Here is a 15,799-nt window from a genome sequence, read left to right on the forward strand (position 1 = left end):
GTAAAGTTTCGCGTAGCCGATATTGTCGGGGTTAAGTACGCTTTCAGCCAACTCGAACGTGTCCGCAAGTCGACCGAGCATCTGGGAGCCGAGTTAATGTACCGTTTCACGAATGAATAACCGATTACCAAAAGCCACGGTGTTCGATCTCGCCAATGCAATTATGATTCGTGAAAAATTCTTAGTGTATGCGGCGGCTTACCTTCGGGAGTGAACTTCGAATAATTGATGCCTTTGCCCATTAAGGCTGCTCATTGGAGCAGCGAGGATGGTACTCCGACAGTGATTTGTAAATACCAAAGAGGTGATACGGTTGTCTGACTGAGTCGAGCGACGTTGGTAATCCTTACGCTATAAAAATATCTGGGTATATGATATTCAAAGTATATGACGAGAATGTCATTTAGCATTTATTGCAAGGAGTATAAGGGGAAGATGTCGGAGGTAAGAATCTGCCGATTGATCACAATGCCGTCCCCAAAAGGACTTACGTGACACAATCACGGATCTATCGACGTTTATCCGTGCTTTTCATGATGGTCGCATATTTAAATGGTCCAGATTGCGCGTAGCCAAATTACGTTAAATGCCGTAAGCTGAATTTATCTGGCTGGGACTTGACTCGACGTTTAGACGTGTCCTCACAACTGTGAGCGGTTGTTCAGACCTGCTTGGCGCAGAATTTTCCTGACTTAGATCGCAGGTAAGCATGAGCGATGAACCCATTGAAGAGATAATTAACGATCCTACGCAAGTTCAAAATGAAGTTAAACGGCGATTGGGGGTGCTTCCCCATTTCTTTCGATTAGGTCCCGAAGCCCCCGAGATCACGGAAAACCTGTGGGGATTTGCCAAGTTTGGGTATCTAGACAATCCACTACCACCACTGTTGAAAGAACGCCTTTTTGTTTACCTGTCGCGATTCTGTAAGGTTCACTATTGCCTTGCCCGCCATGTCGGATTTTTGATTGGGCTAGGCCGACCTTCAGGAAGTGTTCGCTGTGAGCCAGAGACGATCGATCAAGTTATCCATTTGCTTGAGCTCGATCTTCCGTGTGGACAATTGCTAGTGCCGTTCTTAGATGAACTGCAAAACACTCCCACTGCTCTGTTTCCCTTGCCTAAAAGTGGAAGCAACTCCGAAGAAATGCTTTTTGCTTGTGCTGCGCACATATTTTTGCAGACGTCCCAGGCATCGACGTCCCTTCAAGCTCTTAGCAGTGCGATGGATCGCGCCGAGTTTCAGCACTTACTTGTATTCTTAGCATTTGTGCGTACCGCACATTTCTGGTCGGAAGTTCATCCAGAGCTAGAAATAGAGGAGGACCTGAAGACGCTACTTAAGGTGCATGAAAAACTTGCGGAATGTATTCAACGCAAACCGCAATTCATTGCAGTAGAATCGGTCGGAACATGCGGCAAGTAAAGCATTTTCCATTGGATCAGTGATCAACGGGATCATCGATCGTAACTGTTGGAGGCGAGAAGGACGTAACAATCGCGTTCTTCGCCAGTGGAAACTGGTGAGACCGACTTTCCCGAAAGTGCATAAAATATCCAGCCGTGTTGGGAATCGCAATCAGATCCCCAACGTTAATCCCGTTGGGAAATCGGAATCTGCGAAGACTTATTAATTCCGACTCAGTGCAATAAGCCCCCACCAGATAACCTTCCAGTTCTTTCCCCCTACGACCGTTCGGCACAGGAACTAAGATTGGGTCAACGAGGAAGTCATCGCTACTCGTTCGGCATTGTGTGGAATTCATGCTGAGACCAATGAACCATTCTCCATTGGGGTGCTGTTTCCGAAATACAACTTTGGCTACCGTCATGCCACATCCATCCAGCACGCTTCGGCCTGGCTCGCAGCGAAGTTGCAGGTTCCGTTGACTTACGGCATCCGCAATCCTTTGATCTTCAAATCCAGCCGAAAGAACTTTTCTAAGCCACTCACCTTGAACGCACCTCTGGTAGTACGGATAACAATTTCGACGGCCGTAGACTTCTCCATGTACATCCATAAATCCTAGTCCATGATTTCTGTACGTAATGGGCTTGATCCTACCTAAGACAGCTTGATGAAGATTCTCCCAAAATGCATCCCACTGGCGTTCGTCTTCCAGATACGACATGGGTATTCCTCCACCGATGTCGAGAAACCGTACTGAATGCCCAAGGTTTCTCAGGACATCGACGATCGGTAGACACTGAGTAATCGCAGCCATTCGTTGACCGGCAGAGTATCCGTCGAGATGAAAGTGTATACCGACGATCTCCATTAACGGATGAGATATCGTTTGGTGGAAGGTGCGAAGAAACGAACTCAGATGATTGATGTTGATACCAAAGCGAGAGTCGAGTTGTGTGCCGCCAAACTCGAATCCACTCAGTCGTAACGCAACCTTGATTGGCAACCCAAATCTCAACTGCGTTTCCAATTGTGTTAACTCATCTGCGTTGTCGACAGCAATAGTTACACCGTGCTGTACGCAGGCAGAGAAAAGTGACTCATCCTTGATGGCTGCCGTGCAGATTATGTTTGTGCCGGAAATATCGTGCTCGATCACCTGTTGCAGTTCCTGCAGGCTGGCAATATCGAGTCCAGCCCCGGCTTTATCGGCGGCATCAACTAGGCTCAAGCACTTATTCGCCTTGCGTGCGAAGAAGACTTGAAAGTCGACTCCAAATTCTTGAGTGACTCTGTTCAATTCTTCTACATTATGAGTCAACGGCTCGGTATTGATAATATTCAAGGGAGAGCCGTACTCGTCAACCCACTGATGAAGTTCAGGACATGTCAGGATCGCTTCCATCCAAGCTGGCAATGTTGCATCTAAAGGCAGCACCCCCTGGCAATTCAATCTAATGCCTGACGTCGGAAAGATGGCGTTGTTCAATGGGAGAGCTTTCGAAGGAAAATGCGTTTGGCGGTTTCTTTAGCCCAGTTTTCGATATGGGGATGGAGATTTCGGCTCAAAGTATCGTTGCCCAGAACAGCCCCTTCGGTGACCCTACCAAAAATGGCCAGATTCTCGTGGGGATAAGAAAGGGGACGACCTCGTTGATCAATCTGCAAACCGATGTCTCGGTCCTGCCAAGAGATCGTTTTGTCAGCGATAAGGCGAGAGAGGGGGCCATGGGGATCAATTTGGTATGGTGAAGGAATGACGGCATTGATCGCAACGTCGACTTCTTCGACGATACCGTCGCGAATTAGTTCAAGCTGATTAGGTCGCACGGCAAGTTTGGCCCCTTTGACGAAATTGAGGTCAATAACCTCTGAATCGATAAGTGCGAGCATTCGACTCATATTCTCAGGCGGAGGGCCGAATGCTATTCGTTCCATCTCGGCACTGATAGGGCGGAACAACTTCCAAGCTTCATTAGATATGCCTCCATGACTCACTCGTTCCACAAGAGCTGGATAAATTCGTCGCCAGGTTTCGCCCCATACCCAAGCTTCGTTCGGTGGTGCCAGACCGAGCCCAACGTTGAGTGATTGTTTCATCAAGTCGTAAGCTTTAAAACCTGGGAAGAACGTGCTTCTCCACCATTTGTACCATTGGTCAAGACGAGATTTCGATAGAGTGCTGTTTAAACCTGGATGAATCGATTGATAGACGTCGCCGGCTGTTCGTGTTACCGATTGCCACAGATCTCGCACCTGTTGCGAAGGATCAGCGGATCGTGCGGCATCTAAAATCGCTTCGGATCCACTTTGCCAAATATCTGACAAAATTGGTGGTAGTTCCATCTGCGATTCAATCGACTTCGCTAGAAGCGGGCGGCCTGTCCGCGAGTAAGGATAGATCTTAGATGGTTCGTCACCTGAGCGGTCGTAAGTCCAATCTTCTACGGCTGGTTGAAATTGACCGCCGCGTCCCTCAGTTAGAGCCAGGCTAGCATCAATCCAGGTTAGTCCAAAACCTCGAATTGCCACTCTGATCTTCGATGCGACACGCGTGCGGGAAAGCTGGGAGTCTACGGGAAATACCCGCTCAATCAGTCGCCGGTCATCGCCTTCGGCAAGTGAGTTAGTGGAGCGCCATCCTTCGTGTCCGAGTGTCATTACGAGATCATCGGCCACCCACCTATGATCCTCTGTAGATATAATCCACTGAGAATTGCATTTCTTGACGTCCGCAATATGGAGGTGATGGACGTTGAGGGTAACATTTTCGGGCAAGCTGGATCGGACTATTTCAAAGCACTCGTGAAGATATCGTCCGACAACAGCCCGCGGAGAAAATCCTTCTGGATTGGCCCATTGAGGATAACTGGCCTGAAGCCAACTCAGGAGCGACAACTCGTCCTTGCCGCGAAATTCGCCATGACTCCATGCGTCGATTTTCCCATTGGGAAAGTTCATTCGAAGGAAATCAGGTTGGTTGACGTCATAGACATTTCCAGAACCAATGTAGGGGCAAGAATCGAATATATCGATTTCTATCGGTCCAGTCCGAGGGTGGCATCTTAGCGCGCGGCTCAACGATTCCAGGCAATAAAAACCTCGTGGTCCTCCTCCGATAATCGCAATTTTGTGAGGCGTATTTCCGTAGGATAAAGGATGCCCCTGATTGCTTGGTGACTGAATATGTATTGAAACCATTATGTCCCCGACTCCTCCGAGACAGATTTGGGAGTGCCTGCAAGCCTGTCCAATTCTTCAGGGGTAACGCGCATCTCTTTTTGCACCCACTCGTCGTTGAATACAGTATCTAAGTATCTCGTCCCGGAGTCATGCAGGATTGCTACACAAGTCTTCCCGGCTAGTGAATGCTGGCGAGCGCGAATAGCCTCGAGGACTCCACCGCCTGATCCTCCAACTAGCATCGCCTCGGTCGCTGCTGCCCGCCTGCATCCGATGACGCATTCGAGATCGGTAACGCGATGTATGAGATTGAACGACTGGTTGCGAGCAAGCGCAGGTTCGCGACCAGTACCAAGTCCTGGAATCGTGCGACGTCCCGCCGTCCCTCCGAATAATACGCTTCCCACAGCATCTACGGCGACGACTTCAGTTTTTCTGTTCCGCGAGCGGAGGTAATTGCGACAACCTTGTATTGTGCCCGTGCTGCTCGTGGCCACAAACAGGTAGTCTAAACTACCCTCCATGGCCTCATCAATTTCGCGGATCGTCCCCAATTCATGTGCCTTCGGATTCTCTGAGTTGGCATACTGGTTGGGCCAATAGCTATTAGCAGTATTCTCAAGAAGAAAACACACGCGCGCCAGGCGAGCCGCGAGGAAATCGCCATCAATAGGAGTCGTTACTTTATGAATTTCTCCTCCTAATGCCCGTATGATAGCGAGGTTCTGTTTTTGAGCCCGTGGGTCAACGACGCAGATGAATCGAAGGCCGTAGTAGCGGCATGCCTGAGCAAGACCGATTCCCATATTACCGGAGGACGATTCGATGATGGTTGTGCCTGCATTCACTTTTCCGGAGGTTATCGCTTCGCGAAGCATCTGAGATGCCGGCCGATCCTTAGCGCTACCGCCTGGATTTTGCGATTCAAGCTTGGCATATAAAGTGACATCGTTTCGATCCAAGTAGCGAGTTAGGCAGATTAAGGGAGTTAACCCGATTGCCTCAAGTATTCCATTCGCGGCGGGAGTCTTCTTCGGCGAAGGACCTTCGAGAAGTGGTGGGCGCGAAATGACGGTAGCTAGTTCACCAATGCCGTTTACCATAGTGGCGTGCTCGTTCCTGGCGATATGACTTTGGGGCCTAAAAACTGAACACACGTGCGTGATGCAATAACCGTGCCGTTATTGCCAAGGTAAACTGCATGATGCACGCCGCAGAACGGTTCCTTGCAAAGAAATACACTTTGTGCAGCGAATAAAATGAAGCAAGATACTAGGTTATAGAGCTTACCGAGGATTATTTGTAAGAACAAATGCTAACGATGAGGCTCGATTATCGACTAGGTTGGCTCTTGAGGAACCAAAGCAAGCAAGGATTGAATTTCCGAAGGCTCAGCGGGTTTAACCAAGTGATGATCAAAGCCCGCTTCTTTTGTTTTCCGTTTGTCATCTTCCTGCCCCCAACCAGTCAGCGCGATCAGTACGATCTTTTTGCCCCATGGTTGCTGACGGATATGTCGGGCAGCTTCGTAACCATTCATCTTAGGCATGCCGATATCCATGAAGATGACTTGAGGACGAAATTGCTCGTCTATTTCAACCGCTTGCAATCCGTCGTCAGCAGTTTCTACTTCATTGCCCAGCATTTGGACGACCATACTAAGCATTTTGGCGGCGGCCTTATTGTCGTCGACTACAAGGACGCGTCGCTTTGATGACAATTTACCAAGCTGAGCAACGTCGGTAGTAGCGGTATTTGAAGCGATATTGGCAGGAGAGATTGGAAGCCGAACTGTAAATTTGGTGCCTCGGTTTGGACCGTTGCTTTCCACGGCTACGGTGCCTTCGTGCATTTCGATCAGCGACTTTACCAACGTTAGGCCAATTCCAAGACCAGGATAGCCTCGTTCTAAGGGGCGATCGATCTGCGCGAACATGTCAAAAATTCGCCCTAACATATCCTCTGGAATACCAATCCCATTGTCAGATACAGAAAGCTCCAAATGGCCATCAGTTTGAATGGCCATAAGCTGAATATTGCCGCCTTCAGGAGTGTATTTTGCGGAATTGTTTAATAGGTTTGCTAGTACCTGGGCCAGTCGATGAGGATCTGCTTCTAATGTAATCGTTTGTTCGGGTATCGAAACTTCCAAGTTATGCGCAAGCTCATCGATGATTGGTGTAGATGCTTCGACGGCACTTCGAACCACCTCCGACAGTTCCACTTGACACTTCTTTAAGTCAAATTTGCCACGCGTGATTCGCGAGACATCCAACAGATCGTCCACTAGAGAAATTAGCTGCTTCGTTTGCCGTTCTAGAATTGGTCGAACTTCGGCAACTGTCGCTGGATCGTCCCCGGACAGGCTCATCAGTTCAAGCCCGGTCCGAATAGGAGCTAGTGGGTTTCGTAGCTCGTGAGCAAGAGTTGCCAAAAACTCATCTTTCCGACGATCGGCTTCGGAGAGTTGGGCCGCGAGTTCGCGAAGCTCTTCCTGAATCCTCTGTTGCTCACTGATATCCGTGTTGGTGCCAAACCAATATCGGACGTTTCCAGCTTGATCTCGTAGCGGATTGATTCTAGTGAGGAACGGGCGGAACTCGCCATCGGCTCCCTGAATTGGAAAGACCATGTCAAACGGTGTTCCCGTCTCAAGGGAAGAATTCCACCGTTTCAATACCGTAGGAAGTACGGTAGGATCGTGGACCGATTGCCACCCCCAGCCTTCCATCTCCTTAGAAGTTTTACCGGTGTACTCATACCATCGCGAGTTGTACCAAAATATGTCACCGTTGGGCCCCGCCATCCAGGCGAGTTGTGGAATCGTCTCTGCCAACAGGCGGAGTTGTTCTTCGCTTTCTTGAAGCTTTTGTAGCGCCTGCCGTTCTTCAGTTATATCGCGAACGACCGCCAAAAGTGCCGGTTTTCCGCCATAGCTGAAACCTGTACCGTTCACTTTGATGAGAATCTGTTCGCCATCCTTGCGTACATGCCTTCCCTCGACATGGAAATCTTGTCCACTGCTGACGGCTTCGACAAAGCTAGCAAATTTAGAATGGTCGCCTTGGTGAACAAACTGCGTTCCATGCATGCCGATAAATTCTGCATAGGAGTAGCCGTGCATGCTACAGGCAGCCGGATTGGCCTCTTGTAGGTAACCTTCGTAGTCAAATACGAGTACGGCATCGCTTGTCGACTCGAAAATACCTCGATACTGGCGTTCTTGTTCGCGAAGCTTCTGTTCAGCTTGAAGTCGTTCGGTTAGGTCAAGCATCGAGCCTACCATACGGACAGGTTTACCTTCGTTGCGAACAACCTTTCCGCGATCGAAGACATGTGCATACGATCCGTCTGCTCGACGGTATCGATATTCGTCTTGCCAGAGTTCACCATCACTATCGATAACCGTATGGATTCCACGAACGACACGATCTTGATCATCTGGATGAATATGCTCCTTCCACCAATTAGCATCGTTACCTATTTCAGACAGAGGATAGCCAAATCGCCTTTGAAGTCCTTCGTTCCAATTGACTTGGTTATTGACCAAGTTCCAGTCCCAGATGGCATCGTTGGCTGCATGGCCAATCAGGCGATAGCGTTCTTCGCTTTCCCGCAACTTACGATCTGCCTGTTGTCGCGCGGTAACGTCACGAAAAACAAGCACACATCCCAATAGCGAACCGTCACTACCGCGGATAGGTGCAGCGCTGTCGTCGATGGGATACTCGGTTCCGTCGCGGCTGATTAAGAGAGTATGATTTGCAAGCCCGACGATAACGCCTTCACGCAGTGCCCGTTCCGCGGGACTTTCGACCGTCTCGCGTGTTTGTTCATTAATTATCCGAAATACGTCCGCGAGGGGTTTGCCAACGACTTCGTCGACCATCCAGCCAGTTAATTGTTCTGCAACGTGATTCAAATTGGTGATTTGACCAGTAACATCCGTGGTGATGACCGCATCTCCGATACTTTTCAGCGTCACATTCAGTAAGTCACGCTCTTGCTGCAGGGCGGTGCTTGCCTCACGACGCTGCGTGATGTCCATGAACACACCAACGAGCGATCTGGTGCTATCTTTATCCGACGTTACGACGCGTCCCGTTTCTTCAATCCAAGTAGTGTCCTCATTATTTGGCGAAACGACACGGTACTGGATCTTGTATTGTTCGTTGCGTTGAATGGCCTGCGTAATAGCTGAGTCGTAGCGAGCGCGATCATCCTGGTGAATAAGGTGCGAACAGTCCGTTTTGTTCACGGGCGGGTTCGTTGCAAGCTGAGCGAAAAACTGCTGGGCGTTTTCCGAGAGAATGAAATCATCTGTACTAAGATTCCATTGCCAGGCAACCATTCTTGCCGCGGACAATGCCAGCTGAAGGCGCTCTTCATTACGCTGAAGTTCCTCGGCCGACCGTTTTCTTTGCAAGGCAATCTGAATATGTGCACCAACGCGGGCCAACAACTCTCTACCGCTAAATGGCTTTACAAGATAGTCATCGGCCCCTGCATCCATACCTTCTACACGGCTCTCTTCACCTGCCCTGGCCGAGAGCATAATTACGGGCAGGTCACGGGTCTCGTACGTTTCGCGAATTCTGGCGAGGAGTCCGAACCCATCCAGCTTCGGCATCATGACGTCCGTCAGTACGAGGTCAGGCAATTCCCGCTCAATTTCTAACCAAGCTGTCTCGCCGTCACTGACCGAGGTCACATGATATGCGTCTGAGAGTAAGCGAGAGACGTACTGACGCATGTCGATGTTGTCATCTGCTAGGACAATTGTCGGTCTTCCATCTTGTTTTATTTTGTCAATAGAAAACTCTCTTGGATGCTCGGCTATGCCTGAATAAACGCTCGAGTCTGGGCCATCGATACTGTCCTCAGGAAGCCACTGTAAAGCTTCTTCAATATAGGGATCGACGGTGGCAGAGGTATTTGCCATAGGATCGCTATCGATAGTCTGATCAGGTGGTAGATGTTTTGTTCCTAGAGGGATGAGAATAGTAAAGCAACTGCCTTGGCCTAGTTCGCTTTCAACGTCGATTTTCCCACCATGTAGTTTGACCAGTTCCTGTACGAGCGCGAGCCCGATTCCACTTCCCTCATGGGTACGCCCCTGGGCATTTTCGATGCGATGGAAGCGGTCAAAAAGTCTGGAGAGCTGATCCGAGGGGATCCCGGTTCCTGTATCTCGGACTATCAGCTGGGCATGCTCACCTAACTCGCTTAGCTCGACAGAAATGCTTCCCTCAAAGGTGAACTTAAAAGCGTTAGAGACAAGATTGAGAACAATTTTCTCCCACATATTACGGTCGACGTAAACTGGCGAGGTGAGGTCTTCACATTGCACATTCAATTGCATGCCAGCGCGTTCCACGGCAGATCGGAAGACGCTTACTAAGTCAGATGTATAATCCTGCAAATCTGTCGGCTGGAACGCTGCTCGAACTCTTCCGGCTTCGATTCGTGAAAAATCGAGTAAAGAGTTGACCAATCGAAGAAGACGAAGACCATTTCTGTTAATCAACGTGAGTTGTTGTTTGACTTCAGCGGAAAGGCCGTCGTTCTCGGGCGAAGACAGAATGTCTTCTAGGGGGCCCAGCATTAGGGTAAGAGGGGTGCGGAATTCGTGGCTCACATTAGAAAAGAACGCTGTCTTGGCGTGGTCTAATTCCTCCAATGCAAGGGCGCGAGATTTTTCTTCTTCGTAGGCACGGGCGTTGGACACAGCCGTGGCAATCTGTCCTGCAACAAGCTCAAGAAATCCTCGGTAGCTGTCGTCAAATGGGCGACGAGGGCTGATGCCTGCTATAAGAAAACCAGCGAGTGTGTCTTGGCCTGATTTCGCCAGCGGGAGCACAAGTGCCGTCTCTGGCGATTCTTGGAACACACCGACAGAATCTGGTAAAAAACTCTGTGAGATGTTGTCGACTTCTATACTCTTGCCAAATTCGGATACTTGGTGAAATGGCCAGAAGGTTTCCCTACGCGATAGTTCGACCAAGTTAGGGCACAGGTCGTGCCGCTGATCGATGCCAGCTGCTCCCGCTAACGAAGTCGTTTCGCCGTCGTAACTGTTTAGATAGATCAACCCGAAAGGTATGTCATAAGGGTTGGCAGCTAATATCTTCGCCGCGGTCTCGCAGGCTTGCTCTGCCGATCTAGGTTCATCGGTAGTTCGAGCCGCCAATTCTCGAAGAGTTCGGAGCCGACGTTCACCGATTGTTCGCTCGGTATCTTCCGTGACAACGCAAAGTATGCCACCGATTGTGTTGTTTTCGCCCGGCAACGGACTGTAAGAGAATGTGTGATATGTTTCCTCGGGAAAACCGTTACGTTCCAGGAACAGGAGAAGGCCCTCATCCCAAGTTGCTTGGCCCGTCTGGACGACCGACTCAGCACGTGGCCCCGCATCAGCCCATATCTCAGACCAAACTTCACTGGCTGGTCTCCCTAGGGCCCAGGGGTGCTTTGGCCCTAGGGTCATCTTGGCATAGGCATCATTATAAAAAAAGACGAATTCTGTTCCCCAGCCAAGCCACATCGCGTAGCGAGAACTGAGCATAATTTGTACGGCAGTTTTTAAGCCTTGTGGCCAGCCTGAAATGGGGCCTAATGACGTTCTGCTCCAGTCAAATTTACGTGTCCGATCTCCCATCTCGCCGCCGCCAGTTAGGAAATCTGTGTTGTCATCTCGCATGATGTGCGTGCCGCCCGTGGGAGTCGTCAGTTAGGGAATAGGTGATTGCCTTTACCCAATGTTGAAAAGGATAAGAGCCATCAATTGGCTGAGATCACTAGGTCCTCAGCATCAACCTGGAAAAGCCTTGAGCGAGTCTCGTCCATCATGAGCGTGTTGAGTACAGCGTGCTGATAGTAGACCAAGGTTTTCGGCTTGTAACCTAAAGGCTGGATTATTTCACCGATGACCGCCCGTCACGTCAATTAGACATCGCCTGAGTCCTGCCTGATTCTCGTGTGGAAGCCACCGAAACGTCCAAATTGCGTTAACTTTCTGAACGAGTAGGGATCGTGTTCTTGCAAAGAGTGAATGGCTGAGGATCGCGAACGTCTATGGTTGGTAAGTAAACGCCACGCGTGGTGCATTTGTCGTGCCAAATGAATTGGAGCTAGGCGACGTCTGTCAGGTTTCAACGGTGATGTCGGATCAGATTCGTAGTGTTACGTGTTCGGTTCAGGAATTGCAGGTCGCAATCGCTGAGTTTTGTCGTCCTCGGAGATCAGCAAGGTTTCTAAAATGAGCAATAAATCGAAGCAACGCGGAGAAAGAAATTCCCAAGGTTTTCCTCCACAGCACCAGGATTCCCAGCCAGGCCACGAGCACCTCATGAACCCTCGTCCAGTCGTAGCACCTGACTACTATCGAGGAAGTGACAAATTACGTGGAAAAGTCGCCATAATCACTGGTGGAGATAGTGGCATCGGTCGAAGCACTGCCGTTCTATTCGCGAAAGAGGGAGCGAGTGTCGCAATCGTCTACTTGGATGAAGATAAGGACGCCGACGAGACAAAACAACGGATTGATTCAGAAAATGGTAGGTGTTTGCTAATCAAGGGAGATTTGGGTCAACAAGATTTTTGTGCGGAGGTCGTTCAGAGTACGGTGCGAGAATTCGGACGGCTAGACATTCTCGTCAATAACGCGGCCGAACAGCATCCAACCTCCAACATCGACGAAATTACAGAGGAACAGCTTCATAAGACATTTCGTACGAACATCTATCCGATGTTCTTTCTGTCTCAGGCGGGCCTTCCCCATCTGAAAGAGCACCGCGGAAGCACCATTATTAACACCACCTCTGTTACCGCGTATCGAGGTAGCCCTGGCTTGCTAGATTACTCCGCGACAAAAGGAGCTATTGTGAGCTTCACACGCTCGCTCTCCCAAAAGCTTGTCAGCGACGGAATCCGCGTAAACGCCGTTGCGCCTGGGCCAATTTGGACACCATTGATCCCAGCCACCTTCTCGGCAGATAAGGTGGAAAAGTTCGGCACCGATTCCCCGATGGGAAGAGCAGGACAACCATGGGAATGTGCAACTTGCTATGTCTTTCTGGCCAGCCAAGATTCTTCTTACATTACTGGGCAAGTGCTGCATCCCAACGGAGGCGAGATCATCAATGGGTGATCGCGCACTGATCGATTTGGGTATAACCACGAGATGGTCGACAAGTTAGGCCATTAATACGCATACGAATTGCCTGCTGGTCCTGATCTTTCTGAGGTAGTATGAACCATATACTCAATTTAAGTCAGAATTTCTGGAATCTGTTTAGTTGCGATTCCTAGTGGGCGGTCGAGGGTTACTCCGGCGGCGGCTAGGAGGGTTGTAAGCAGATCGCCTTGGTTTCCTTTAGTATCGGGAAGGAATCGACCAGTGTTGATCGAGCCGCCCCCTTTTCCGGCGACGATGAATGGCAAGTTGGCTCGGGTATGCCGGTCACCGTCTTCTAGGCCGGAGCCCCACATCATGATGCAGTTATCCAGCAGCGTACCATCGCCCTCTTGAAGGCTGTTCATCTTTTTAACCATGTAGGCGAATTGCTCGATATTGAACGCCGTGATGGCGGCCACTTTGCTGACCTTTTCTGGCTGGTTGTTGTGATGAGTTGTTGAATGGTGTTTATCGGAAAAGCCGAGTTCCGGATACGAGACACCATTGGGCGTGGAACCAATGTAAGTGCTGACGCGAGTTGTGTCGGTTTGAAATGCTAGAACGTTCAGGTCACACATAACCTGCATGTACTCGCTGCGTTTGTCTCCTTCGGGAATCTTGATCTCGATCGGTGGCGAATCGGAATCATTCCTTCGGCTAGATCGGACGCCTGCTTTCTCAAGGGCGGCTTCCTTCTGTCGCTGTTCAATCGCGGCGATTCGGCGTTCGACCGAACGCACGCTATCGAGATACTCGTCCAGTTTTCGTTGATCGTTGGCCGACAACGTGCGGCGGAGATTACGTGCACCACTCAGGACCAGATCGAGCATGCTACGGTCGAGAGGACTCGCTCCGGCGGATGCCTGACCGTTCTGCCCCTTCTTGTTGAACAACCGATTGAGCACCGTACGTGGGTTTATCTCGGCTGGAACAGCTTGTGTCGGAGAACGAAAGCTACAGTGTGAATAATATGCCTCGTTTAGTCCGGCCTGATTCTCCTTCCAGGTTTGCGGCATCGTGGCAAGTTCTAGCGAAGGTAGCGTGGTAAATGCTCCCGAAGCGTTTGCGGCGATTTGATCAGCGGAAATTGAGATGCTGATTTCATCTCGTCGGTCTGGGTCAGGGAGCGCGGCCGTCAGCCAGGTCGATAGCTCGAGTGCATGCGGAGCGCCTTTAAATGGGCCATTGGCAACCCCTTCTATCCCTTTCATCATCAGGCATTGATCAAGTACAGGGCGCAGCGACTCGAGGGCAGGTGGCGGCGACTTAAGAAAACTCTCTGCATCGGCCGGCCAAAACTGATCCATAATCACGCCATGGGGCATATACATGAACCCCAGACGGACAGGCGGCTTGAACGCGTTGGCCTCACTGGCCTCTGCCCACCCCATCGTGTCCAAAAGTGGCAAGGCGAGAGCCGCTCCTATGCCTTTCAAACAAGTACGGCGGTCGATGAATCGGTTGTTACTCATGGCAAGGCCTTTAGGATAAATCACATCCAAGTGACAACGAGTTGCACTAAGTACTGCAAACTAACGAGAAGTCGTTGAGTATTTCTCTTCAATGTTTCGACGAAAATTGGCGTCAGCAAAAGGATCGTCGGTTTGCGTCTGCCATTGAGCCAAAGCAATTTTGAGCCGCTCCTTTTGCTCGGAGTAGGCTGGATCGTTCGAAAGATTTGTAAATTCTATTGGATCTTCGTTGAGGTCGTATAATTCCCATTCAGGCGGATTTTGTAATCGCTCCATGGCCTTACGGGCCGGATGATCCAATGCGAGTTGCTTTGCGAGTGTGGGAGCTCGGTCGCCATCAACGGTTGCGGATGGAGATGACTTGCCGGCGCTGAGGTTGCGAATCAACTTATATCGTCCATCGGTGATGGCTCTTCGCGGGAAAAAGGGAGACGCACCATGGTAATGAAACTCAGCGACCAATGTGCTACGCCAGTCCACCGAGCTCGCGTCAGTCAGTACTGGGCGTAGGGAGCGACCATGCAGCCGCTTGGGTAACTTGACACCAGCAGCTTCTAAGACGGTGGGATAAATATCGATACTTCCCACAAGACGTTGCGAGATGTGCGGTTGCGAGACGCCAGGCCAGCGAACCAGGAAGGGCACTCGCAGGCCTGCTTCGTAGCAAGTTGTCTTGCCGCGGGCGAAAGGGGGGCCGTGATCACCTAAAAAGATGATCAATGTCTTGTCCCATTGGTTCGTTTCGTGCAGCACTTGCATCAGCGTTCCGATGGCCGCATCGATGCGGTGAACACAGTTGTAATAGCCGGCAATCTTGGTCCGTTGTTCCGGTGAATCAATCTGTTGCCAGGGCCAAGCGGGAACATCCTCGACGGTGAGAACCTTTTTGGGTAACCCTTCGATTTGATCAGGAAAATACTGCGGTCCTTGTCCACCACCTGGTTTTCGTTTGCGAGCAACGTGAGGATCAAACAGGTTGAACATCAGGAACCACGGTTGATCCTTCGACTGAGAAATGAACTCTCTGGCGTCCTGCACTTGCCTTTTAATCTGGCGTCCTCCGAAACCATCTTTGGTGCGCATGTCGAACTGGAATTGCTTTTCCGGATTGACGTGCAGCTTTCCCGTAATGCCGGTCCGGTAGCCAGCCTGCTTCAGCATATTGGGCAGCAATTGATCATGTAGTTCAGGATGAACTTGGAAACCAACGTTTGCGTTGGCGAGTCCATAATGGCCGTTTCCGTGAGGGTAGAGGCCGGTGAACATTGTTGAACGTGAAGGACTGCATGAGGCTTGGCTGACGTAAGCGGTTTGATACTGAACCGATTGCTGAGCCAACTGATCGATATGGGGAGTTTGGGCGATCGGGTCACCATAGCACGAAAGTTGAACACCCAGGTCGTCGGCGGTGATCAACAAGATGTTGACTTGCTCCGCTGCGCAACAGAAACTGGGAAACGCGACGAAGGCGATTATCGCCATACGTAAAAACCATCGAGACATGGGAACTAGCCTTGTTGGCAAAAAAGTACTAGTGATTTAGCCAGAAAGTGACATGAT

At 50.3% G+C, this 15,799-nt stretch carries 8 protein-coding genes; 2 read left to right on the forward strand and 6 right to left on the reverse strand.

Annotated elements, in window-relative coordinates; genetic code table 11:
* The first annotated feature begins 709 nt into the window (after window positions 1–709).
* The gene (locus tag LA756_RS03675) at window positions 710–1,426 is read left to right on the forward strand and encodes a hypothetical protein (protein ID WP_224438531.1); all 717 of its coding nucleotides are present in this window, start codon (window positions 710–712) and stop codon (window positions 1,424–1,426) included.
* A gap of 16 nt (window positions 1,427–1,442) precedes the next feature.
* Here the strand turns inward: LA756_RS03675 and LA756_RS03680 are convergent, their stop codons facing one another.
* From LA756_RS03680 to LA756_RS03695, 4 genes are all read right to left on the reverse strand, one after another.
* Entirely contained in the window at window positions 1,443–2,897 is a 1,455-nt protein-coding gene (locus LA756_RS03680) for a Y4yA family PLP-dependent enzyme (RefSeq protein ID WP_224438532.1), read from the reverse strand.
* Window positions 2,894–4,609: an FAD/NAD(P)-binding protein gene (locus LA756_RS03685; protein ID WP_224438533.1), complete on the reverse strand. Its 1,716-nt coding sequence runs from the start codon at window positions 4,607–4,609 to the stop codon at window positions 2,894–2,896. Before LA756_RS03685 ends, LA756_RS03680 begins: the two co-directional genes overlap by 4 nt.
* Window positions 4,609–5,694, reverse strand: a complete 1,086-nt coding sequence (gene sbnA, locus LA756_RS03690; RefSeq protein ID WP_224438534.1) for a 2,3-diaminopropionate biosynthesis protein SbnA — start codon at window positions 5,692–5,694, stop codon at window positions 4,609–4,611. The genes LA756_RS03685 and sbnA overlap by 1 nt, the downstream gene beginning before the upstream one ends.
* A gap of 236 nt (window positions 5,695–5,930) precedes the next feature.
* On the reverse strand, window positions 5,931–11,291 hold the full coding sequence (locus LA756_RS03695) for a PAS domain S-box protein (RefSeq protein WP_224438535.1): 5,361 nt from the start codon (window positions 11,289–11,291) through the stop codon (window positions 5,931–5,933).
* A 558-nt stretch (window positions 11,292–11,849) separates the two neighbouring features.
* Here LA756_RS03695 and LA756_RS03700 point away from each other — a divergent pair.
* On the forward strand, window positions 11,850–12,740 hold the full coding sequence (locus tag LA756_RS03700) for an SDR family oxidoreductase (protein ID WP_224438536.1): 891 nt from the start codon (window positions 11,850–11,852) through the stop codon (window positions 12,738–12,740).
* Window positions 12,741–12,859: 119 nt separating this feature from the next.
* Here LA756_RS03700 and LA756_RS03705 read toward each other — a convergent pair whose 3' ends face one another.
* Both LA756_RS03705 and LA756_RS03710 read right to left on the reverse strand, forming a co-directional pair.
* Window positions 12,860–14,239, reverse strand: coding sequence for a DUF1552 domain-containing protein (locus tag LA756_RS03705; protein ID WP_224438537.1), 1,380 nt, complete (start codon window positions 14,237–14,239; stop codon window positions 12,860–12,862).
* Between the two features lie 60 nt (window positions 14,240–14,299).
* On the reverse strand, window positions 14,300–15,742 hold the full coding sequence (locus LA756_RS03710; RefSeq protein ID WP_224438538.1) for a sulfatase: 1,443 nt from the start codon (window positions 15,740–15,742) through the stop codon (window positions 14,300–14,302).
* Window positions 15,743–15,799: the final 57 nt, after the last annotated feature.

The sequence above is a fragment of the Bremerella sp. TYQ1 genome (assembly GCF_020150455.1).
GTDB lineage: Bacteria > Planctomycetota > Planctomycetia > Pirellulales > Pirellulaceae > Bremerella > Bremerella volcania_A.